Source organism: Methylobacterium currus, assembly GCF_003058325.1.
Lineage (GTDB): Bacteria > Pseudomonadota > Alphaproteobacteria > Rhizobiales > Beijerinckiaceae > Methylobacterium > Methylobacterium currus.
Genome location: NZ_CP028843.1, coordinates 4,541,118 through 4,562,781 on the forward strand (window position 1 = coordinate 4,541,118; position 21,664 = coordinate 4,562,781).

Here is a 21,664-nt window from a genome sequence, read left to right on the forward strand (position 1 = left end):
CGCCGATCGCGAGGAGGCTCCCGCGGCGAGGCATCCTTCGCCGCAGCGGTGGCCGGTTCGGCGACGAAAATGATGCAAAAACAAGCAGCTATGCAGTCTTGCCCCGTGCCACTCCGCCTGACGTCTCCCGAGCAGGGAGACCTGCCAGGTGAGCATCATGCTGGCGACCATGAGGGCGGCGTGCCGGAGATGGGCCGCAGGATCGCGCGGACTCCGATCCCGGTGCAACCGGAGGACGGGCCGGCATGAATCACCGCACGGGCGGGCCCGCCTTCATGAGCATCCGGACGATCACCTCCGGTTGTCGCGTCATGGGCCGGCGAACGCGAAACGTCGGCGGGGGGCGCCGCCCCCCGCCCGCCTGGGCCGGCCCGTTCCTTCCCGGGACGGCCACGATCGGACCGGAGCTGCGTCAGGCGCTGGCGAGCCGGGCGACCTTGTTGTCCGGGAGTTCGATGTCGACGCCGAGGGTCGAGACGGCGTCGCCCCGCTCCATCGTCACCTTCACCTTCTCCTGGTCGATGGCGACGTGCTTGGCGATCACCGCCAGGATCTCCTCGCGCAGCACCGCCACCAGGTCCGAGCGGCCGAACGCGGTGCGCTCGTGCGCCAGCAGGATCTGAAGCCGCTCGCGCGCTACCGGCGCCGTCCCGCGCCGCGACAGGAAGCTCAGCAGGTTCATGCCGCCCTCCGGGGGAAAAGCTTGCCGAGCAGCGAGCGCTTCTCGACCGGTACGGTCATCGCCACGGTCTCGCCCTTCAGGCGCCTGACTGCGTCGGCATAGGCGCGGGCCGGGGCGCTCTGGGGCGCGTTGAGCGTCACCGGGCTGCCGAGGTTCGAGGCCTTCAGCACCTCCTCGCTCTCCGGGATCACGGCGAGCAGCGGGATCGACAGGATCTCCAGCACGTCGTCGATCTTCAGCATCTCGCCGCGCTCGGCCCGACCGGGGTCGTAGCGGGTCAGGATCAGGTGCTTCTCCAGCCGCTCGCCCTTCTCGGCCCGCTCGGTCTTGGAATCGAGGAGCCCGATGATGCGGTCGGAGTCGCGCACCGAGGAGACCTCGGGATTCGTCACCACCACGGCGATGTCGGCGTGGCGCATCGCCAGCGTCGCGCCGCGCTCGATGCCGGCCGGGCTGTCGCAGATCACCCAGTCGAACTTCTCGCGAAGCTCCCCGATCACGCGGGCGACGCCCTCGTCGGTCAGCGCGTCCTTGTCGCGGGTCTGCGAGGCGGGCAGCAGCGACAGGGTGTCGAGGCGCTTGTCGCGGATGAGCGCCTGGGTGAGCTTGGCGTCGCCCTGGACGACGTTGATGAGGTCGTAGACGACCCGGCGCTCGGCGCCCATGATGAGGTCGAGGTTGCGCAGGCCGACATCGAAATCGACCACGCAGACTTTCTGTCCGGTCCGGGCCAGGGCCGCGCCCAAAGCCGCCGTCGTGGTGGTCTTGCCCACCCCTCCCTTGCCGGACGTCACCACGATGACTTTGGCCATTGGTCCCCCTTGAGCGATCGATCACGAAGTCGCGGCCGGCGTGGCCGCTGCGTGTGTTTTCTTGGATCTCGCCCCGTCCGCGGATCGTTGCCGCGGGGCCCCCAGGGCGGCGAAGACGTGTGGCGAGGTTAGTCGAGGGCGGCGGTGCGCATCGTGTCGCCGTCGAGCCAGACCTGGACGGCGCGGCCGCGCAAGCTCGGGTCGATGTCGTCGGCGATGCGGTAGAGGCCGTCGATCGCGAGCAGCTCGGGCTCGAACTTGCGGCAGAAGATGCGGGCCCCCGGCGACCCCGCGGCTCCCGCAATGGCGCGGCCCCGCAGCGCCCCGTAGATGTGGATCGAGCCGCCGGCGATGACCTCGGCGCCCGAGGCCACCGAGCCCATCACGGTCACGTCGCCCTCGGGGAAGAGGATCGCCTGGCCGGAGCGCACGGGGCTCTCCAGCATCAGCGACTTCGCGCCCGTCACCCGCTCGACCGGGGCGGCGGCCGGCGCCTCGCCGGGCATCGCCACCTCGCCGGAGGGCCGGCCGCCATTGAGGGGCGGCGGCATCCCGGGCCCGAGCGAGCCGGCCCCGGCGCCCTCGATCCCCATAATGGGGATCTCGCGCTGATTGAGGGCGGCCACCAGGTCGTGAAGCGCGTCCCGGCTCGGCGCGAGCGCGGTCACGTCGAGGATCACGGCGCGGCCGGCGAAGAACGCCGGAGAGCGCTTGGCAAGGGCATCGAGGTCGGCGAGCCAATCCTCGATCGGCGCCTCGGGAGCTAACACGACCGCCAGGAACGAGCGGCCACGGAAGCGGATCGGCGGGCGGGTTTGGGTCTGGCTGGTCACGTCTTTACGACTCGTTACCAGCCCATCAGGCGCGTCCGATGGTTAGCGAATGGTTAACGACCGTAACGAAGTGTTCACCTTTGCGATGACGCGGCGGTGAGCGTGGCTTCGATGTGGCGCGCGAAGCCCGGATCGAGCCCGAGTTGCCGGGCGAGATCGTCGAGATATGCCCGTTCCTGCGGCGAATCGATGGTGACCGCCATCAGGGAGGCGGCGTAGAGCTCGCTCGCCTGTTCAGGGCTGCGGGCGAGACGCGCCACCGCCTCGACATCGACGGGTGCGCGCAGGGCATCCATCAGGAAAGCCTTGTCGTCGGCCTCCAGGGCGTGACGGTCCATCTCGCCGAAGATGCGGCGTTGCTCCTCCGCATCGATGTGGCCGTCGGCCTTGGCGGCGGTGATCATCGCGATCAGCAGCGCCCGGGCCTGGTCCTGCTCCTCGGCCGGCGAGGCGGGCGCGAAGCGCGTGCCGCCGAGCATCCGGGCCGCCTCGTCGGCGGAGGGGATGAAGCCGCCTGCACGGGCGGGCGCGGGCGCATGCTGGCCTCGGTTCGGCTGGCCCTGATTCGCCTGCCAGCTCTGATAGGCCTGGTAGGCGAGGGTGCCGATGAGGGCGAGGCCGCCGAGCCGTCCGGCGGACCCCATCCCGGACCCCATGCCCGGGGCGCCGAAGCCCGATCCGAACCCGCCATGACCGCGCCGCCCCCCGAGGACCAGGGAGGCGAGCCCGCCGAGGACCGCCGCCTTGCCGCCCCCACCGCCGAGGGAGCGGGCGACCTGTTCGAGGGGGGAGGGCGCGTGGCCGTACTGGCCTTGGTTGTAGGGCGTCTGGCCGGGATGGCCGCCGAAGGATCCTCCCCTCGGCGCGCCGCCGAGGAACTGGTCGAGCAGGCGCTTGGCGTCGAACATCGGGGCTCCCTCCGGCACGAGCCGACGAGATTGGGGTGACGGGGCGGTCCCGCAAGGGCAGGGGGGCGGCTGAGATGCCGAAAATTCCCTCGCCACATCTCAGTAGAGCGCGTTCCCCGCTCCCGTTGGGAGAGGGGTCAGGGGTGAGAATGGCGCGGGCTCAGAATCAAGCACTGAACATCGAGCTGCCAGCACGACAATCTGAGCTTAACCCTGAAGTGCGCCACCCTCACCCCTGCCCCTCTCCCACACGGGAGAGGGGATCCCGCGACATCCTGGTATTAGGGAATATCAGGCGGACACCATCATCCCGGCCGCCGTTCCGCCCCGGCCCAGCGCCGCCGCACGCTCCAGGCATAGCGCGCATCGCCGTCGAGCAGGTGCAGGTGGTCCTGCAACCGGTTGCGCTCCAGCCAGGCGAGGGCCGCCTCCAGTTCCTCGACGGTCATCGCGGCGCGGCTCTTGTTGTTGAAGAGGCGCTTGAGCACCGCATTGTAGCGGTGGGCCAGGGACGCGCCGCGGGGCAGCCGCAGCTCGGCCTCGTCCTCCACCGCCTGCGCCGTCACCATGGCGGCAACCCGGGCCCGCAGGGCCCGCTCGACCCGCGAGGGTGGGACCGGCGGCGCCTCGGCCGCTTCGGGCCGTGCCATTGCCACGGAGGGGCCGGGCCGCAGCATGGCGTAGCGCAGGCCGAGCGCGTTGCTCTCCAGCGGCACGATGCCCTCGTCGGTCTCCCGGGCCAGCGGCCGCGGCTCGGGCGAGGCGGCGCCGGTCGGGCGCTTGCGCGGCCGGGTCGCGGTCGCCTGCTCGGTCTCGATCCGGGCACGGAACTGCGCGAAGAGCGGGTCGTCGGGGTGGAAGACCAGGGCGTGCTGGTCGGCATAGTCGCCCGCATGGGGATCGACCCGGGTCGCCCGGGCGATCATCTGCTCGAGCCAGGGGCGCGAGCGGATATGGGTCAGCGCCGCCACCACCGCGACCTCCGGGGCGTCGAGCCCCTCATAGGCCATCGCCACCGTCACCAGCACGGCGGGCTCCGGAGTCAGCCGGAAGGCGGCGAGGGCCGCGTGGGCGTCGGCCTCCGCCGAGGTCGCGATGCGCACGTCGCGCCGCGCCTGCTCCTCCGGCATCCAGGCCTGGATCATCGCGTGGTAGCTCTGCGCGCTCGCCTGGTCCGGCGCGACGACCAGGAGCTTGCCGAGGCCCCGGACCGCCTCCGTCGCGTGGAGGCCGCGCTTGCGCCGGCGCTCGGCCCGCAGCCGGCGGGTGGCGAAGAACGCCTCGCGCAGGAGGTCGCGGGCGAAACCGGTGCGGAGCGCCGTGAACAGCGCCGGCCGCGTCGTCGCGCTCGGGCCCGAGCCCGAGAGCCGGTGCGGGCCGACCCGGGCCTGGCCGCTGGTGCGCCCGCCCTCGAGCCAGCTCGCCTCGCCGTCCAACGCCCCGAAATTGACCGGCAGCACCGCCTTCTCGGCCAGGGCCTCGGCGCGGGAATAGCCGATCACCGCCCAGCCCGGCGCCTCGATGTCCGGCACCGGCGCGCCGTTCTCCGTCCGATAGGGCAGCCACAGGATGCGCCGGCCGTCGGCCCGCTCCAGCGTGCCGGAGAGGAGCAGCCGCAATCGCGCCTCGCGGAACAGCGGCAGCAATGCGTTGCTCCAGGCCGCGGCCTCGCTCCCGGTCTCGCCATCGGCGAGGGCCGGCAGGTGGTGCACCTCGTCGACGACGAGGAGGGTGCGGTGGCGCCGCATCTCGGCGAGGTGCAGGGCGGGGGCCGCCGCGACCGCCTGGTAGGTGGTGACGTAGCCGGCCAGGCCCCGGCTCGGATCGGGGGAATTGTCGGCGGCCCGCACCGACAGGGCATGGCCCAGCGCCGAGCGCCAGGCCGGATCGGCGAAGGCTTCCTCGGCCTGGAGGCGCAGGGAATCCCGCGGCACGACCCAGACCACCCGGTCGACGACGCCCGCCGCGATCAGCCGGGAGGCCGCGATGACCGGCAGGAGCGACTTGCCGCCGCCGGGCGTCACCGCCGCCAGGATGTCGGTGATGCCCGTGGCCTCGCCGCGGGCGAGCGAGGCCACGAGCTCGAACAGGCTGCGCTGGTGGCTGCGCAGGGGGCGGGACGGGGCGCTCAAGGCCGGAAGGAATCGCGAACCATCACCGGACCATGCCGGAGCCCGCCCGCCTTGTGAATCCGGGGGACAAGCAGGATTTCCGCGTTCCCCACATCAGAAACCGGTTGCGCCGGCGCGCGTGGTCAGCCTCGCCCGCGCTCCAGCATCCGCGACACCACCCTGGCGGTGAAATCGACCATCGGGACGATGCGGGCGTAGTTGAGCCGGGTCGGCCCGATCACCCCGACGACGCCCACGATGGTCTGGCTGCCGTCCCGGAAGGGAGCGGCGATCATCGACGAGCCGGAGAGCGAGAAGAGCTTGTTCTCCGAGCCGATGAAGATCCGCACGCCCTCGCCGCCCTCGGCGCGCGAGAGAAGGTCGATCACGTCCTTCTGGCTCTCCAGGTCGTTGAAGAGCAGGCGGATGCGCTCCAGGTCCTCGGCCGCCCGCAGGTCGTCGAGGAGGTTGGCCTGGCCGCGCACGATCAGCTGGCGCTCCTCGCTCGGGCCGACCGAGCGGGCGAGGCCGGCATCGACCAGCCGTCCGGTCAGCTCGTCGAGCTCCTGCTTCATCGCCGCCCGGGCGGTCTCGATCTCGACCCGCACCTCACCGAGGGTGCGGCCGCGGATGCGCGCGTTGAGGAAGTTCGAGGCCTCCTGCAGCGCGCCCGCGGGCAGGCCGTGCGGCAGGTCGAGCAGGCGGTTCTCCACCGAGCCGTCGTCGGAGACCAGCACCACCAGGGCGCGGCCGGGATCGAGCCGCACGAACTCGATGTGCCGCAGCCGCGGGTTCTGCTTGGCGGTGACGACGACGCCGGCGCCGCGCGAGATGCCCGAGAGCAGCATCGAGGCCTCGGTGAGCGCGCTCTCGAAGGTGTGGCGCGAGGCGGCGGCGCGCATCTGCGCCTCGATCCTTCCCTTCTCCTCCTGGCCGACATCGCCGAGTTCGAGCAGCGCGTCGACGAAGAAGCGCAGGCCGTGCTCGGTGGGGAGCCGGCCGGCGCTGGTATGAGGGGCGTAGATCAGCCCCGCCTGCTCCAGATCCGACATCACGTTGCGGATCGAGGCCGGCGAGAGCGCCATCGGCAGGATGCGGGCGAGGTTGCGCGACCCCACCGGCTCTCCCGTGGCGAGATAGCTCTCGACGATCTGGCGAAAGATTTCCCGCGAGCGCTCGTTGAGCTCGGCAATGGCACGGGCCTGTCCGGAGCCGCCGGGCAGGGGTGGAAGGTCGCGTGTGTTCATCAACCCTACGGGAGCCAAACGACTCCTTACTGTGAGGGGCCGCGGCGTCCGGCGCAAGCGGACGCGACGCCGCGCGGGGCGGAATCTCCGTCTTCGCCCGGGGCGTATGTCGTCACTTGAACGGAAGCCGACTCGCCGTCTCAGACCGCGTTCAGCACTCCGGCGCCAGTCTTCCCTCCATGGCCGCACGAGGATGCGGCGAGACGAACCGGAGGCGAACATGCGGACGATGCGCAACCCGATGACGGCCGGCAAGCGGCTGCTGGCGGTGGCCGCCCTGGTGGCGGGCGGTCTCCTCGCGGCGAGGACCGCCGAGGCGGCGCCCTTCGCGCCCGGTGCGGGGACGACGCCGGCGGCGGAGGTAGTGCAGGTGCAGTACGGCCATCATCATGGCTGGGGCCACCGTCGCCACCATGATGGCTGGGGTCATCGCCATCACGGGGGCTGGGGGCACCATCGCCATCACCACGGGCATTGGGGCCATCATCACCATCGGCACGGGGGTCATCATCACGGCCGGCCCCATCACCGAGGCCACGGCTTCTACTGACGATCGGCCGGGAGGGCGGGGCCCGGGCGCCAGGCGCCCGGGTCCTTCGCCGTGTCTGGGCATCGCGATCCCCTTGCCGCCCCCGGCGCCAGCGCCTAAGAGCGCGCGGCCCCCGCGGATCTGTGCGCCGCGCCCCTGTCGCGCGGCGCCCTGGACAGGAGTTGTGCCCATGCGCCCCTCGAAGCGCGCCCCCGACGAGCTGCGCAAGGTCACGCTGGAGCGGGGCGTCTCGCGCTACGCCGAGGGCTCGTGCCTCGTCACCTTCGGGGAGACCAAGGTTCTGTGCACCGCCTCGCTCGAGGAGCGCGGGCCGTCCTGGCTGCGCGGCTCCGGCAAGGGCTGGGTCACCGCCGAATACAGCATGCTGCCGCGGGCGACCCACGACCGCAACCGGCGCGAGGTCAATGCCGGCAAGCCCTCCGGCCGCACCCAGGAGATCCAGCGGCTGATCGGCCGGTCCTTGCGCGCCGTGGTGAATCTGCCGGCGGTGGGCGAGCGCCAGATCGTGGTCGATTGCGACGTGCTCCAGGCCGATGGCGGCACCCGCACGGCGGCGATCACCGGCGCCTGGGTCGCGCTGCACGAGTGCTTCACCTGGATGCGCGGTCGCTCGATCATCTCGGTTGACCCGATGCGCGACCACGTCGCGGCGATCTCCTGCGGCATCCACAAGGGCACCCCCGTCCTCGACCTCGACTACGACGAGGATTCCGGCGCCGAGACCGATGCCAACTTCGTCATCACCGGCAGCGGCGGCATCGTCGAGGTGCAGGGCACCGCCGAGGTGAAGCCGTTCTCGGAGGAGGAGTTCTTGGGCCTCCTGCGCCTCGCCAAGGCGGGCGTGGCCGAGCTGGTGGCGCTCCAGAAGCAGGCGATCGGCTGATGGCCCGCCTCCTCACCGGGCGGGTCGTGATCGCGACCCACAATGCCGGCAAGCTGCGCGAGATGCGCGAGTTGCTGGCCCCCTTCGGCGTCGAGGCGGTCTCGGCCGGCGAGCTGAACCTGCCCGAGCCGGAGGAGACCGGCACGATGTTTGCCGAGAATGCCGCCATCAAGGCGCGGGCGGCGACGAGGGCCACCGGCCTGCCCGCCTTCGCCGACGATTCGGGGCTCTGCGCCAACGCGCTCGACGGGGCGCCCGGCCTGTTCTCGGCCCGCTGGTCCGGCGGCTCGAAGGACTTTTCCGGCGCGATGGCGCGCATCGAGCGCGAGCTCGCCAGCCGCGGCGCCACGGACCGGCGGGCGCATTTCGTCTCGGCCCTGGTCCTGACCTGGCCGGACGGGCACGAGGAGCTGTTCGAGGGACGGGTCTTCGGCGAGCTGGTCTGGCCCCCCCGCGGCGACAAGGGCTTCGGCTACGACCCGATGTTCAAGCCGGACGAGAGCCCGCTCACCTTCGGCGAGCTGAGCGCCGAGGAGAAGCACGGCATCGACTGGGCGAGGGGGGAGGCCCTGTCGCACCGGGCCCGGGCCTTCCTGGCGCTCGCCGCCGCATGCCTGCGCCGGCCGGGCTGAACGAGAAGAGGCGCCCGCTTCGGGGCGCCTTCATCACCTCGGAAGAAGGGACGGCGGAGCCGCCCCTCCCGGATCCCGTGAGGTTACGCGACGGTCAGGCCGACATCGACGTTGCCGCGGGTGGCGTTCGAGTACGGGCACACCTGGTGGGCCTTCTCGACCAGCGTCTCGGCGGTCGCCTTGTCGAGGCCCGGCAGCGAGATGGTCAGGTCGGCGGTGATGCCGAAGCCGCCCTCGGAGCGCGGGCCGATGCCGACCTTGGCGGTCACGGTGGTGTCGGCCGGGACGGCGATCTTCTCCTGGCCGCCGACGAACTTCATCGCGCCGAGGAAGCAGGCGGCGTAGCCGGCCGCGAAGAGCTGCTCGGGATTGTTGCCGGCGCCGCCGGCGCCGCCGAGCTCCTTGGGGGTCGACAGCTTGACGTCGAGGCTGCCGTCCTGGGTCTGGGCGCGACCGTCGCGACCGCCATTCGCCGTGGCCTGGGTGGTGTACTTCACGTCGACGGACATCGGGGCTCTCCTGGAGTAGGGGCGGCCTCACCGCGCCGTGGCGCGCGCCGCGGCATGGTCATAGATCGAAATTTGATTGCGCGCAATTTGTTTTTGTGCGCCGTCATCGCTATGATCGAAGCGGCCTCGAGCGCAGATCGTTCCGGGGGCCACGGTCAGGCCCCGCTCGACGGGGCCCCGACGGAGCCCCTTTGAGGAGCGGGACATGTCAGAGATCGATGCGCACGGCCAGAACGCCGACCAGGACAAGGGCCAGAATTCCGGCCAGGACCCCGACCCGGCCGACGACCTGCACCTCTCCAACCAGATTTGCTTCGCGGTCTACTCGGCGGCGCATGCCTTCAACCGGATCTACAAGCCCCTCCTCGACCGGATCGGCCTGACCTACCCGCAATACCTGGTGCTCCTCCTGCTCTGGGAGCAGGACGGGCAGACGATGAAGACCCTCGGGCAGCGCCTCTACCTCGATTCCGGCACCCTGACGCCGCTGCTCAAGCGCCTGGAGAGTGCAGGGCTGGTGATCCGGACACGCGACGCCCGGGACGAGCGGCTGATGCGCATCACCCTGACCGAGGCCGGTGCGTCCTTGCGCGAGAAGGCGACGCCGTTCCCGAACGAGATCGTCTGCGCCTCCGGGCGGCCGGCGGAGCGGCTGGTGGCCCTGCGCGACGAGATCCTGGCCCTGCGCGACAGCCTGCACGCCTCGGCGGCGCCGGACCGCGGGGCAGCCTGAGGGGTCGTCAGAGCATCGGCAAGTGCCGCGGCTTCGGTCCGCGGGGGAAGGCGGCGTCGATCCGGGCGAGCTCGGCCTCGCTCAGGGTCAGGCTGCCGCCGCCGGCATTCTCGGCGGCATGGGCCGGACTCGACGCCTTCGGGATCGCCAGCACGCCGTCCCCCCGGGTGAGCGCGGCCAGCGCCACCTGCCGCGGCGTGGCGTCGTGCGCTTGCGCGATCTCGGCCAGCACGCGGCCGCCCGGGGTCGCGGGACCCGGGAAGCTGTCATGACCGAAGGGGCTGTAGGCCACCACCGCGACGCCGTGGCGCCGGCACCAGGGCAGGACCGCATGCTCGATCGCCCGCTCCTCCAGGTGGTAGAGCACCTGGTTGCAGGCGATGCGGTCGGGGCCTGCGATCTCCAAGGCCTCGTCGAGGTCGTCGGCGTCGAAGTTGCTCACGCCCCAGGACAGGATCTTGCCCGCCCGGATCAGCTCCTCGAAGGCCGCGAAGGTCTCCTCCAGCGGGTGGGGGCCGCGCCAGTGCAGGAGGTAGCAGTCGAGCCGGTCGGTGCGCAGGCGCTTGAGCGAGCGCTCGCAGGCCTGGATCGTGCCCCGGCGCGAGGCGTTCCCGGGCAGCACCTTGGAGACCAGAAATGCCTCGTCGCGGCGGTCGCCGATCGCCTCGGCGATCAGGGGTTCGGCCTCGCCATACATCTCGGCGGTGTCGACGTGGCTCATCCCCACGTCGAGGCCCCGCCGCAGGGCGGCCGCCGCCACGGTGGGCTCGCCCTCGTCGAGGTACCAGGTTCCCTGCCCGATCACCGGCACCGCGGGCCCGGTGCGTCCGAAGGGTTGCCGTCGCATCGCGCGCTCCTGCGATCTGTGCCGTCCTGGGCCGCGGGGCACGCGGAGGGCAAGGGCAGATCCCGGAGAATGCACGGTTTTCTGCGCTCCGTCGCGGTCAGGCGCCGAGACCCCGGGATGAAAAAGGCTCTTCTCCCCACAGGCGTTCTTCAAAAAGAACATTCCGGTTGACAGAAAGTCCGCTTCCGGGTTTCTGTGCCGGCCCGCCATCCGGCATGAGATCATGCGTTGAAGGACCCCGATGACCGCTCCCGTTTCCCCGCCCGCCCGGACCCGCGCGCCGTGACGGCCCCCGTCCGCGTGCCGGTGCCGGGGGATCTGAGCGACCGGCTCGGCCAACCCGACGCGCTCGTCAGGCTCGAGAGCGTAGCCAAGACCTACACGGCGCGCCGCGGTGCCGGCGCCGTGACGGCCCTGGAGGATATCGACCTCTCGGTGGCGCGCGGCCAGGTGCTCGGCGTGATCGGCCGCTCCGGCGCCGGCAAGTCGACGCTGATCCGCCTGGTCAACGGGCTGGAGCGGCCGAGCCGCGGCCGGGTGATCGTCGACCGCGCCGAGATCTCGAGCCTGTCGGAATCCGCCCTGCGAGCCGAGCGCCGTGGCATCGGCATGATCTTCCAGCACTTCAACCTGCTCTCGGCCCGCACCGCCGCCGGCAACGTCGCGCTGCCGCTCGAAGTGGCCGGCACCGACAAGGCCGCGATCCGCAAGCGGGTGGCGGAGCTCCTCGACCTCGTCGGGCTCGGGCCGCAGGCCGACCGCTACCCGGCCGAGCTGTCGGGCGGGCAGAAGCAGCGCATCGGCATCGCCCGGGCGCTCGCCACCAACCCGAAGGTGCTGCTCTCCGACGAGGCGACCTCGGCCCTCGACCCGGAGACGACCCGCTCGATCCTCGACCTGCTCGGCCGGATCAACCGGGAGCTCGGCCTGACGATCCTGCTCATCACCCACGAGATGGCGGTGATCCGGGCGATCGCCCACGAGGTCGCGGTGCTCGAGGGCGGCCGCATCGCCGAGTCGGGCGACGTGTTCGAGGTCTTCACCCGGCCGAGGGCCGCGATCACCCGCACCTTCCTCGACGAGGAGACCGGCCGCGCCCTGCCGCCGTCGCTCGCCGCCCGCCTCAGCCCCGGGCTACAGGCCGGGGAGGGCCGGCAGGCGGTGCTGCGGATCACCTTCCGGGGGCCGCACGCCACCGATCCGGTGCTGGCCCAGCTCACCCGCGATGCCGGCATCCCGGCGGGCATCCTCTCGGGGACGGTGGACGAGATCGCCGGCCGCCCCTTCGGCACCCTGGTGGTCGGCATCGCGGCCGATCCCGGGACGGTGGAGCGCGCCCGGACCTTCCTCGCCGCCCGCGGCCTCGACGTGGAGATGCTCGGCACCCTCGACCTCGCCGGCTGGCAGCGGACCGCCGCTCCCGGCCTCACGGATCCGCACCATGTCGCCTGAACTCCTTCGCCTCCTCGTCCAGGCTACCCTCGACACGCTGCAGATGGTGGCGGTGGCGGCCTCCCTCGGCACGCTGATCGGCCTGCCGCTCGGCGTCTTCCTGGCCACCAGCGGTCGCGGCGAATTGCTGGCCGCGCCCTGGCTCAACCGGGTGCTCGGCCTCGTCGTCAACGCCACCCGCTCGACACCGTTCATCATCCTGGTGGTGGCGATCATCCCGTTCACCCGGCTGATCGCCGGCACCTCGATCGGCACCACCGCGGCCACCGTGCCGCTGACGGTCGCCGCGACCCCGTTCATCGCCCGCCTCGTCGAGGGGGCAATCCGCGAGGTCGATGGCGGCCTCGTCGAGGCGGCCCGGGCCTTCGGTGCGAGCCCGCTACAGATCGTCCTCAAGGTGCTGATCCCCGAGGCCCTGCCCGGCATCGTGCTCGGCCTCACCCTGGCGGTCGTGTCCCTGATCGGCTTCTCCGCGATGGTCGGCGCCGTCGGCGGCGGGGGCCTGGGCGATCTCGGCATCCGGTACGGCTACCAGCGCTTCATGCCCGAGATGATGCTCGCCGTGGTGGTGGTGCTGATCGTCCTGGTGCAGCTGGTCCAGACCCTCGGCGACCGGCTGGCACGGCGCATGAACAAGCGCCTGCGCCACGGCTGACCCCTTCTCCCCTGATCCCTCGGAGCGTGAACCCGATGCTGCGTACCCTCACCCTGGCCGCCCTTCTCGCCGCCGCCAGCCTGCCCGCCCTCGCTCAAGGCCAGCGCGTGCGCGTCGGCGCCACGCCGGGCCCGCACGCCCAGATCCTCGAGGCGGTGAAGCCGATCGCCGCCAAGAAGGGCCTCGACCTGCAGGTGGTCGAGTTCTCGGACTACGTCGTGCCGAACGAGGCTCTGTCCTCGGGCGAGCTGGAGGCCAACTCGTTTCAGCACCAGCCCTACCTCGACAACCAGAAGGCCGATCGCGGCTACAGGATCGAGAGCGTCGCCCAGACGGTGAACTTTCCGATGGGCGTCTACTCGAAGCGCCACAAGAGCATCGACGCGGTGCCGGCGGGCGGCACGCTGGCGATCCCGAACGATCCGACCAATGGCGGCCGCGCCCTGCTGCTCCTGCAGGACAAGGGGCTCCTCAAGCTGAAGGCCAATGTCGGCTTTAAGCCGAGCGTCGCCGACATCACCGAGAACCCGAAGCGCCTGCGCATCATCGAGGTCGACGCGGCCCAGACCCCGCGCTCGCTCGACGACGTCGACGCGGCGGCTGTCAATACCAACTACGCCACTGCCGCGGGCCTCAAGCCCTCCGACGCGATCCTGAAGGAGGAGCCGAAGGGGCCCTACGTCAACGTGATCGCGGTGCGCAGCGCCGATAAGGACAAGCCCTGGGTCGCGGCGCTCGTCGAGTCCTATCGCTCGCCGGAGGTGAAGGCCTTCATCGAGGGCAAGTTCGGCGGCGCGGTGCTCACCAGCTGGTAAGGCCCGGGGAGGGTGCGGCAGCCTCGCGCCGCACCTTATCCACAGGGATGAGACGGAATGAAGCGGGGCCGTGAAACCAAACGCGGCCGTGCGCGTCTTCTCTGCACGGCCCGACTGACGGGCTGGCCTTACCTCTCGAGGTGCCCGATGAAGATCCTCACTTCCGCCCTGGTCGCGGCCGTCCTCACCGCCGCCGCCGTTCCGGCCTTCGCCCAAGGCGGCTCGCCCTACAACAATTCGGGCTCGCAGGCCGGCGGCCCGCTCGGCGGCGTGCAGCGCGAGATGGGCGCCCCCGGCGGCGCGCCGGCCATGGGTGCCGCCCCCCGCGCCACCATGCAGCCGACCATGCGCAGCAAGAAGCGCATGATGAAGCATCGCCGCATGCACCGTCACCACCACGCCCGCTGAGCCGGACCCGACGGTTTCAGCCTCTTCGGCGCGTTCGTCCGGCGGCTCGATCCGCCCGGCGGGCGCGCCTTCGCGCGTCCTCGGCCCCGCCGGCGTCGTCATCGTGGGATGACGGAGCGAGAATGCAGCGGGCGTCAGTCCACCTTCTCGTTCGGGTAGACGCCCCAGAGCCGGTCCTGGCGCATGTAGCCGTCGACGTCGCCGCGCTTCTGCGGCAGGGCAACGACGAGGCGGCACCAGGTGCCGTCGCACGTCTTGACGCTGCCGATCACCCCGGCCTGGAGCTGCGCCACCACGCCGCTTCCCGTATCGGCCCGGTCGTAGAGGGGCACCGGTGCGCCCTTGTCGGCGCCGCGGGTCAGCACCACCGCGGTGCGCCGGCCGGAGAGCAGCGAGTGCAGCACCCAGCCCTCGGTGCCCTCCGAGTCGCGGATGCGGCGCCAGGTCTCGAATTCCGCGATGATCTCCACCGGCAGGCCGGCGCGCTGGAACACCCACAGGGTGCGGTGGTCCTTGGACGGTCCCTCGCGCAGGTTCACCCGGTCGGTCTTCAGGCTGACGTAGCGCGGCAGCGGCAGCTTCGTCGCCGGGCCGATGGTGACGCCGATCTCGCCGGGGGCGGGATTGGCGGCCGGCGACGGCGGCGCGGCCGCAGCGGGCGCTGCCAAGGCCGGCACTGACAGGGCGGCGAGCAGCAGAGCCACGAGGGGGCGCGGGTGGAGCATCGGCGGTCGGTCTCCCTTCAGGGAAGCGGCGCGGATTGTCTTCCGGGTGGCCTCTGCTAGAGAGGCCGCCGGGCGTCGAGCCCCGGCCGGATCGAGGGGCGTGAAGGCCCCTATCGCCGGATCAGGGTTAACGGGTCGTAACGACGCCTGTGGCCCGCACCAAGGCGGGGCTTTTCGCCGGGCCGTCGCGTCGCTTAATCTTCGTGGGCGCGCGGGCGCCCGTATCGCGTGTCGGGGCCGCACGGGCAGGCCGGGAGGCCCGCCCGGGGCAGGGGAGGGATCATGTCGTTGAAGCGCAAGCCGCTCGTGGTGGTCACCCGGCGCCTGCCGGACGTCGTGGAGACGCGGATGCGCGAATTGTTCGACGCGCGCCTCAACCACGAGGACACGCCGCTCACCGGCGGCGCCCTGGCGCAGGCCCTCCAGGAGGCCGACGTGCTGGTGCCGACGGTCACGGACGAGATCGACGCCTCGCTCCTCGCGCAGGCCGGACCGAACCTGCGCCTGATCGCCAATTTCGGCAACGGCGTCGACCACATCGACGTCGGGGTGGCGCTCCAGCGCGGCATCACGGTCACCAACACGCCGGGCGTGCTGACCGAGGACACCGCCGACATGACCATGGCGCTGATCCTGTCGGTGGCGCGCCGGGTCACCGAGGGTGCCCGGATCATCCCGGAGGATGCCTGGTCCGGCGGCTGGTCGCCGACCTGGATGCTCGGCCGGCGCATCACCGGCAAGCGCCTCGGCATCGTCGGCATGGGCCGCATCGGCCAGGCTCTGGCCCGCCGCGCCAAGGCGTTCGGCCTCTCGATCCACTACCACAACCGCCGCCGGGTCGGCGCCCGGATCGAGAGCGAGCTCGAGGCGACCTACTGGGAATCCCTCGACCAGATGCTGGCGCGGGTCGACATCGTGTCGGTCAACTGCCCGCACACCCCGGCGACCTACCACCTGCTCTCGGCCCGGCGCCTGAAGCTGCTGAAGCCCGAGGCCGTCGTGGTCAACACCGCGCGCGGCGAGGTGATCGACGAGACCGCGCTCGCCCGCCTGATCGAGGTCGGCGACATCGCGGGCGCGGGCCTCGACGTGTTCGAGCAGGAGCCGGCGGTGAGCCCGCGCCTCGTCAAGCTCGCGAAGGCCGGCAAGGTGGTGCTTCTGCCCCATATGGGCTCGGCCACCCATGAGAGCCGCGTCGACATGGGCGAGAAGGTCATCATCAACATCAAGACCTTCCTCGACGGCCACCGGCCGCCGGACCGCATCCTGCCCAGCATGCTGTGATGCGGATGCGCCCGGCTCCTTCAAGCCGGGCGCATCCGTCACGCCTCTCAGGCCGAGAGCGTCGCCTTCAGGCTGATCTTGGCGTTGAGCACCTTCGAGACCGGGCAGTTCTTCTCGGCGATGCCGGCGAGTTCGTCGAATTTCGCCTGATCGATGCCCGGGATCCTGGCGGTCAGGGTCAGGGCCGATTGCGTGATGGTGAAGCCGTCGCCGTCCTTCTCCAGGCTCACCACCGCCTCGGTGCGCAGCTCGTCGGCGGTGAAGCCGGCGCCCTGGAGCTGGAAGGCGAGCGCCATGGTGAAGCAGCCCGCATGCGCCGCGGCGATGAGTTCCTCGGGGTTGGTGCCCGGCTCGTTCTCGAAGCGGGTGTTGAAGCCGTAGGGATTGCTCGACAGCACCCCCGACTGGGTGGTCAGCTGACCCTTGCCGTCCTTGCCGCTGCCCTGCCAAACAGCGTTCGCCTTGCGGTTCATGCGCGTCTCCCGTGACGTAGGTAGAGGAGGCCGCGCGGTGGCGGCCTCGAACCCGGCGGGGCCGCTCCGGCGCCCGCTCATGCCCACAGGTAGGTCAGCGCATCCCGAGGTCATCCTCCGGATCGGCATCGATCACCCGGCGGGCGAGCGTCAGCGAGAATCCGGCCCGCGCCATGGCGGCGAGGTCGCGCTCGCGCGCGGCCGTCCGGGTCGCCGGCTGCCGGAAGGGCCCGAGGCGCCGGCGCTTCGCGTAGGCGAAGGCGGCCTCGTCCTCGCCGCCATCCTCCTCTTCCGCGAGTGCCGCGCCGACGATCTCGCGATCGACCCCCTTGGCCGCGAGCTTGGCGCCGATCGCCCGGGCCGAGCCGCCGCGGCGCCGCAAGGAGCGCACCTTGGCGGCCGCGAAGGCGGCGTCGTCGACGAGGCCGGCGCCCAGCGCCCGGCCCACCACCGTCTCGACCATCTCCGCAAAACCGTCCGGCTCCTCGCCGCGCAGGCGGCAGCGGGTCTCGACCCGGCGCCTCAGCACCCGGCGCAGCATCTCGGCGGAGGCGCCGTAGCGCTCCAGATAGTAGAGGGCCGCCCGTTCGAGATAGGCCGGCGTGATCGGCCGCGCCGCCCTCAAACCGCCATCGCGGCCGGGTTCATCGGCCCCGTCCCGGATCGCCTCCGTCCCGGCGGGGGCGTCCGCCCCGGGCCCGCGCGAGGGGTGATGCCGGCGTTTCTGCACAAGCGTGAATCCTTCTTCCTCCTGGCCGCCCTCGCCCTCGGGGCGGTGGCCGGCGTGGTGCTCTACCTGTCGCGGCCGACCACCTTGCGGGTCGCAGTCGGCCCGCGGGACCGGGTCGAGACGCACCTGATCCAGTCCTATGCCGACGCGCTCGCCCGCGCCCGCGAGGATATACGCCTCGAGGTCGTTCCTTACGACGACGTGCGCGACAGCGCCGCGGCGCTCCAGAGCGGCCGGGCCGACCTCGCGGTCGTGCGGCCCGACGTGCGCCTGCCCGAGAACGGCCTGACGCTGGCCGTCCTGCACGACGAGGCCCTGGTGGTGGCCGCACCCCCGGATTCCGGCATCCAGGCCTTCTCGGATCTGGCCGGCAAGAGGCTCGGCCTCGTCGCCCATCACGGCGCCGACCAGCCCCTGGTGGCGAGCCTGCTCGCCTATTACGCCCTGACGCCGGCGCCGGCCGGGGCCGCGCCGGCCCCTGCCGATCCGGGCGGCGCGCTGCCGGCCGCCGCCGGCAGCGTCGCCCTGGTGCCCCTGCGGGCCTCCGAGGTGGCGGCGGCCCTCGCCGAGCACCGGATCGACGCCGCCGCGGTGATCGCCGCGCCCTCGGCGAAATCCGCCGCCCAGGTGGTGCAGGCGGTGGAGGCCGCGTCGCCCAGTCACGGCGCCACGATCGTGGCGATCCCGGACGGCGAGGCGATCGTGCAGCGCCTGCCCGAATTGCAGGCCGTGACCATCGCGGCCGGCACCTTCGGGGGCCGGCCGAAACGCCCGGACGACGAGGTGAAGACCGTCGGCGCCTCCTACCGGCTGATGGCCCGCGCCTCGTTGAGCCGCGACACCGCCGCGAGCGTGACCCAGCACCTGTTCGAATTGCGCTCCCGCCTCGCCGCGATGGTGCCGACCGCCAACCTGATGAAGGCGCCCGACTTCGACAGCGCCGCCGAGGCGACGAGCGCCCGCCTGCCGATCCATCCCGGCGCGGTCGACTACTACGAGCGCGAGCAGCAGACGTTCCTGCAACGCTACGAGGACTGGGTCTACCTGGTGGCGTTCTTCGGCGGCGGCCTCGGCTCGGCGGTGGCCTGGATCGGCCAGCGCCTCGCCCGCGAGCAGCGCGCCCGCATCGACGCCGTCCTCGACCGGCTGCTCGCCATCCTGATCGAGGCGCGGACGACGCAGGACCCGGCCGCCCTCGATGCCCTGGCGGTCGAGATCGACGGGCTCGTCATCGACGTGGTGCGCCACGCCCGCGCCCATTCGACCGACATCCGCACGATGAGCGCGCTGATCCTGGCGGTCGACGCGGCCCGGGCGGCGGTGGCGGATTGCCGGCGGGATGGGGCGCCCTTGCGGGAGCGGGCCGGGCGGGTGCTGTCGCTGCATCCGGCGAGCGGAGCTTGACCTGGCGGAGGGCTGCCGAGGGTGGGGTGCGGGCTTCAACGCTCGGCCCGTGAGCGGACGGTCCGCCATCGACCCTGACAAGACAAAGCGGCTCAACATCTGGCGAATCGAAAGCAGGCGCGCTCTCACGACCTCGCTTTGTTGCTGTCATGCTCGTAGTTGGCCGCCTCAATCGCCGCACCATTATTGAGTGCCCACGAGCAGAGCGCCTCGAACGGCTGGCGCAGCGAATGACCAAGCGGAGTAATCGCGTACTCGACGCCGATCGGTGAGGTCGGCAGCACCGTCCGGGTGACCAGACCGTTACGCTCCAGTCGCTTCAGCGCGTCCGCCAGAGCCTTGTGCGTGATGCCATCGAGCCGCCGCTTGATCGCGTTGAACCGCGACGGCCGCGGGCAGAGCACCGTGAGGATCAGGATCGTCCACTTATCGGCGATCTTGTCCAGCACCGGGCGGACCCGCGCCATGTCGGCGAGCGCGCACGCGGACGCGGCATCGAGATCGGTATCATCGACCATATCTAGGCTAACCTAAGTGCGTTCTTGATAGCAGATATACGATCTGTATCTCTTGCGCCATCGCAGATGAAGGGATGCCGCGATGGCTCGCATGGTGGACAAGGTTGCTCTCGTGGTCGGCGGGGCGAAGGGCATCGGCCTCGCGGTCGCCGAGCGGCTGGTAATCGAGGGCGCTTCGGTCGTCTTCACCGGGCGGCGCGCCGACGAGGTCGAGGCAGCCGCTGCGAGGATCGGGCGCGGTGCGCGGGGTCTCGTCGCAGACGCAGCCCGACGAGAAGATCTGCACCGCGTCGTGGCGACGGTGCGGGAGACGCATGGCCGGATCGACGCGCTGGTCCTCAACGCGGGCATCTCGGAACCGGCGACCCTGCGCGACGAGACGCCCGAGCATTTCGACCGGCACTTCGCGGTCAACGTCCGTGGCGCCGTCTTCGGGTTGCAGGCGGCCCTGGGCGCAATGGGGCGGGGTGGGTCCGTCGTGCTGATGGGATCGATCGCCGACGCCGCGGGCATCACGCCCTACGGGACCTATGCCGCGACGAAGGCGGCGCTGCGGTCCTACGCGCGCACATGGACGGCGGAACTAGCCCCGCAGGGCATCCGCGTGAACGTGGTGGCCCCCGGCCCGACCGACACCGCCATGATGGCGAGCGTGCCGGAGGAGGGGCGGGCCGCGCTGATCGCGCCGATCCCGCTCGGCCGCATGGCGCGTCCGGAGGAGGTCGCGGCGGCCACGCTGTTCCTGCTGAGCGACGAGGCGAGTTTTGTCGCGGGAGCCGAACTGTGCGTCGATGGCGGGATGCGCCAAGTCTAGCTGACCGATAATACCGCCGCGCCTTCGAACGGAGTCGTTCGAAGGCGCTGGCTTAAGTGTCTCTCACAAAACTCCCGGTCCCTTTTGTCGCTCGCTGTGGCGGCGCCGGTGTAGCGGGAGTTTTGTGAGGTGCACTAAGCCCGAAAGGGCGTCGGCGCTGATGCGCCGGACGCTTTCGCATCGACGTGTCGATGCGAAAGCGCGATGGTATAATGGTTTCAGCCCCGAAGCGGATCGTCGCGAAACCAGCCGTCCCGGCAGTAGGTCGCCGCCTCACCATGCAGCCTGCGAACGGACGTTCCGGGCTTCTGCAATGGGTCGATAGCCGCCGCTCGACCAGCTGGAGACTTGGATTCGACGCCAGCGCCAGCGTGCGCTCTCAGGTGATGAGCTGGTCCCGCCGCCGAAGGGCCGGAAACAACCGCCCCCACAGGGCCGCCACCGCCACCGTCGCGACCCCACCGACCACCACCGCCGGCACCGCCCCGACCAGGGCCGCGAGCGTGCCGGATTCGAACTCGCCGAGTTCGTTGGAGGCGCCGATGAACACGGTATTGACCGCCGCGACCCGGCCGCGCATCGCGTCCGGCGTCTCGCCCTGGACCAGGCTCTGGCGCACGTAGACGCTGACCATGTCGGCCGCCCCCGTCACGAACAGGCAGGCCATCGACAGGGGGAGCGAGGTCGAGAGGCCGAAGCCGATCGTGGCGAGGCCGAAGACCCCGACCGCGATCAGCAGCCGCGGGCCGACCCGGCGGGTCAGCGGGCGGTGGGCGAGGAGGATCGCGGTCGCGACCGAGCCGAGGGCCGGCATGCTGCGCAGGAGCCCGAGGCCGAGGGGCCCGACGAAGAGCACCTCCTGGGCGAAGATCGGCAGGAGCGCCGTGGCGCCGCCGAGCAGGACCGCCACGAGGTCGAGGGTGATGGCGCCGAGCACCACCGGCTGCGAGCGGATATAGGTCAGCCCGGCGAGCAGGGTCGCCCAGGTCAGGGCCGGACGGGCCGTAATTGCGGCGGGAAGCGGCCGGATGCCGATGATGCTGACCGCCGCGAAGGCGAAGCAGGCGGCGGCGAGGCCGAACACCACGGCGGGTCCGAGCGCGTAGAGGAGGCCGCCGAGCGCCGGCCCGGTCACGGAGGCGCTCTGCCACAGCGAGGAGTTGAGCGCGATGGCACTGCCGAACTGCTCCCGCGGCACCAGAGTCGGCAGGAGCGCCTGGCTCGCCGGGTTGGCGAAGGCCCGCGCGGTGCCGACGAGCACCATCAGGGCGTAGACCGGCCATACAGGGGTGGAGTGGGAGAGGGCCAGCCCCATCAGGCCGAGGCCGGCGAGCGCCAGGAGCCCGTAGGAGAGCGCCGCGATCCGGCGCCGGTCGAACGTGTCGGCGACGTGGCCGGTGACCAGGGCACCGAGCATCGCGGGGGCGAAGCTCGCGAGGCCGACAAAGCCGAGCGCGAGCGCGCTGCGGGTCAGGTCGTAGACGAACCAGCCCACCGCCACCGCCTGCATCTGGTAGGCGAGGCCGGTGAGGAAACGGGCGCCGCCGAAGAGCCGGAAGTCGCGGTTGCGAAAGAGCGTCCAGCCGGACGGGGCGGGGGAGAGCATGGTCGGTCCGTGCCCCGCCCGGGCGGCGGGGAT

General features: G+C 71.6%; 24 protein-coding genes. 11 read left to right on the top strand and 13 right to left on the bottom strand.

All coding sequences use genetic code 11. The features are described 5' to 3' along the window. Positions 1-412: 412 nt before the first annotated feature. From minE to hrcA, 6 genes are all read right to left on the bottom strand, one after another. The gene (gene minE / locus DA075_RS21100) at positions 413-682 is read right to left on the bottom strand and encodes a cell division topological specificity factor MinE (RefSeq protein WP_048446263.1); all 270 of its coding nucleotides are present in this window, start codon (positions 680-682) and stop codon (positions 413-415) included. After that, entirely contained in the window at positions 679-1,494 is an 816-nt protein-coding gene (gene minD, locus DA075_RS21105; protein WP_099954888.1) for a septum site-determining protein MinD, read from the bottom strand. Before minD ends, minE begins: the two co-directional genes overlap by 4 nt. 128 nt (positions 1,495-1,622) lie before the next feature. After that, on the bottom strand, positions 1,623-2,327 hold the full coding sequence (gene minC / locus DA075_RS21110) for a septum site-determining protein MinC (RefSeq protein WP_099954889.1): 705 nt from the start codon (positions 2,325-2,327) through the stop codon (positions 1,623-1,625). Between the two features lie 74 nt (positions 2,328-2,401). Then, positions 2,402-3,235 carry a tellurite resistance TerB family protein gene (locus DA075_RS21115; RefSeq protein WP_099954890.1) on the bottom strand — a complete coding sequence of 278 codons (834 nt, stop codon included), beginning with the start codon at positions 3,233-3,235 and terminating at the stop codon, positions 2,402-2,404. A gap of 305 nt (positions 3,236-3,540) precedes the next feature. Beyond that, a complete protein-coding gene (locus DA075_RS21120) occupies positions 3,541-5,367 on the bottom strand; it encodes a DEAD/DEAH box helicase (protein WP_099954891.1) in 1,827 nt (608 codons plus the stop codon). 122 nt (positions 5,368-5,489) lie between these two features. Continuing rightward, positions 5,490-6,593, bottom strand: coding sequence for a heat-inducible transcriptional repressor HrcA (hrcA, locus tag DA075_RS21125; RefSeq protein WP_099954892.1), 1,104 nt, complete (start codon positions 6,591-6,593; stop codon positions 5,490-5,492). A gap of 220 nt (positions 6,594-6,813) precedes the next feature. On the opposite strand from hrcA, the gene DA075_RS21130 reads away from it, so the two are divergent. From DA075_RS21130 to rdgB, 3 genes are all read left to right on the top strand, one after another. Next, positions 6,814-7,143: a hypothetical protein gene (locus DA075_RS21130; protein ID WP_244936262.1), complete on the top strand. Its 330-nt coding sequence runs from the start codon at positions 6,814-6,816 to the stop codon at positions 7,141-7,143. Between the two features lie 169 nt (positions 7,144-7,312). Then, positions 7,313-8,026 carry a ribonuclease PH gene (gene rph / locus DA075_RS21135; RefSeq protein ID WP_099954893.1) on the top strand — a complete coding sequence of 238 codons (714 nt, stop codon included), beginning with the start codon at positions 7,313-7,315 and terminating at the stop codon, positions 8,024-8,026. Next, entirely contained in the window at positions 8,026-8,658 is a 633-nt protein-coding gene (gene rdgB, locus DA075_RS21140) for an RdgB/HAM1 family non-canonical purine NTP pyrophosphatase (protein WP_099954894.1), read from the top strand. The genes rph and rdgB overlap by 1 nt, the downstream gene beginning before the upstream one ends. A gap of 83 nt (positions 8,659-8,741) precedes the next feature. Here the strand turns inward: rdgB and DA075_RS21145 are convergent, their stop codons facing one another. Next, the gene (locus tag DA075_RS21145; protein ID WP_099954895.1) at positions 8,742-9,167 is read right to left on the bottom strand and encodes an organic hydroperoxide resistance protein; all 426 of its coding nucleotides are present in this window, start codon (positions 9,165-9,167) and stop codon (positions 8,742-8,744) included. A 205-nt stretch (positions 9,168-9,372) separates the two neighbouring features. Here DA075_RS21145 and DA075_RS21150 point away from each other — a divergent pair, with 205 nt between their 5' ends. Further along, positions 9,373-9,900, top strand: a complete 528-nt coding sequence (locus tag DA075_RS21150) for a MarR family winged helix-turn-helix transcriptional regulator (RefSeq protein WP_099954896.1) — start codon at positions 9,373-9,375, stop codon at positions 9,898-9,900. Between the two features lie 7 nt (positions 9,901-9,907). On the opposite strand, the gene DA075_RS21155 is transcribed toward DA075_RS21150, so the two are convergent. Then, positions 9,908-10,747 carry an aldo/keto reductase gene (locus DA075_RS21155; protein WP_099954897.1) on the bottom strand — a complete coding sequence of 280 codons (840 nt, stop codon included), beginning with the start codon at positions 10,745-10,747 and terminating at the stop codon, positions 9,908-9,910. A 282-nt stretch (positions 10,748-11,029) separates the two neighbouring features. Between DA075_RS21155 and DA075_RS21160 the strand changes: the two genes are divergently transcribed. The 4 genes from DA075_RS21160 to DA075_RS21175 all read left to right on the top strand — a co-directional run bounded on the left by DA075_RS21160 (position 11,030) and on the right by DA075_RS21175 (position 14,077). Next, positions 11,030-12,199 carry a methionine ABC transporter ATP-binding protein gene (locus DA075_RS21160; RefSeq protein WP_099956716.1) on the top strand — a complete coding sequence of 390 codons (1,170 nt, stop codon included), beginning with the start codon at positions 11,030-11,032 and terminating at the stop codon, positions 12,197-12,199. After that, the gene (locus tag DA075_RS21165; protein WP_099954898.1) at positions 12,189-12,854 is read left to right on the top strand and encodes a methionine ABC transporter permease; all 666 of its coding nucleotides are present in this window, start codon (positions 12,189-12,191) and stop codon (positions 12,852-12,854) included. The genes DA075_RS21160 and DA075_RS21165 overlap by 11 nt, the downstream gene beginning before the upstream one ends. A gap of 35 nt (positions 12,855-12,889) precedes the next feature. Next, positions 12,890-13,669, top strand: coding sequence for a MetQ/NlpA family ABC transporter substrate-binding protein (locus DA075_RS21170; protein ID WP_099954899.1), 780 nt, complete (start codon positions 12,890-12,892; stop codon positions 13,667-13,669). Between the two features lie 147 nt (positions 13,670-13,816). After that, complete coding sequence (locus DA075_RS21175; RefSeq protein ID WP_099954900.1) at positions 13,817-14,077, top strand: hypothetical protein; 261 nt, start codon at positions 13,817-13,819, stop codon at positions 14,075-14,077. A 134-nt stretch (positions 14,078-14,211) separates the two neighbouring features. Here DA075_RS21175 and DA075_RS21180 read toward each other — a convergent pair whose 3' ends face one another. Then, on the bottom strand, positions 14,212-14,802 hold the full coding sequence (locus tag DA075_RS21180) for an SH3 domain-containing protein (RefSeq protein WP_099954901.1): 591 nt from the start codon (positions 14,800-14,802) through the stop codon (positions 14,212-14,214). Between the two features lie 279 nt (positions 14,803-15,081). Here DA075_RS21180 and DA075_RS21185 point away from each other — a divergent pair, with 279 nt between their 5' ends. Next, a complete protein-coding gene (locus tag DA075_RS21185; protein ID WP_414468154.1) occupies positions 15,082-16,086 on the top strand; it encodes a 2-hydroxyacid dehydrogenase in 1,005 nt (334 codons plus the stop codon). A 47-nt stretch (positions 16,087-16,133) separates the two neighbouring features. Here DA075_RS21185 and DA075_RS21190 read toward each other — a convergent pair whose 3' ends face one another. Together DA075_RS21190 and DA075_RS21195 are read right to left on the bottom strand one after the other, a co-directional pair. Further along, positions 16,134-16,559 carry an OsmC family protein gene (locus DA075_RS21190; RefSeq protein ID WP_099954903.1) on the bottom strand — a complete coding sequence of 142 codons (426 nt, stop codon included), beginning with the start codon at positions 16,557-16,559 and terminating at the stop codon, positions 16,134-16,136. Positions 16,560-16,653: 94 nt separating this feature from the next. After that, positions 16,654-17,223 carry a regulatory protein RecX gene (locus tag DA075_RS21195; protein WP_232388545.1) on the bottom strand — a complete coding sequence of 190 codons (570 nt, stop codon included), beginning with the start codon at positions 17,221-17,223 and terminating at the stop codon, positions 16,654-16,656. 48 nt (positions 17,224-17,271) lie between these two features. Between DA075_RS21195 and DA075_RS21200 the strand changes: the two genes are divergently transcribed. Next, entirely contained in the window at positions 17,272-18,693 is a 1,422-nt protein-coding gene (locus DA075_RS21200; protein WP_099954904.1) for a TAXI family TRAP transporter solute-binding subunit, read from the top strand. 125 nt (positions 18,694-18,818) lie between these two features. Here the strand turns inward: DA075_RS21200 and DA075_RS21205 are convergent, their stop codons facing one another. Further along, complete coding sequence (locus DA075_RS21205; protein WP_099954905.1) at positions 18,819-19,211, bottom strand: winged helix-turn-helix transcriptional regulator; 393 nt, start codon at positions 19,209-19,211, stop codon at positions 18,819-18,821. An 82-nt stretch (positions 19,212-19,293) separates the two neighbouring features. On the opposite strand from DA075_RS21205, the gene DA075_RS21210 reads away from it, so the two are divergent. Beyond that, positions 19,294-20,025 (top strand): SDR family NAD(P)-dependent oxidoreductase, encoded by a 732-nt coding sequence (locus tag DA075_RS21210; protein ID WP_099954906.1) that lies wholly within the window; start codon positions 19,294-19,296, stop codon positions 20,023-20,025. A 379-nt stretch (positions 20,026-20,404) separates the two neighbouring features. On the opposite strand, the gene DA075_RS21215 is transcribed toward DA075_RS21210, so the two are convergent. Continuing rightward, on the bottom strand, positions 20,405-21,631 hold the full coding sequence (locus tag DA075_RS21215) for an MFS transporter (RefSeq protein ID WP_099954907.1): 1,227 nt from the start codon (positions 21,629-21,631) through the stop codon (positions 20,405-20,407). Between the last annotated feature and the right edge of the window lie 33 nt (positions 21,632-21,664).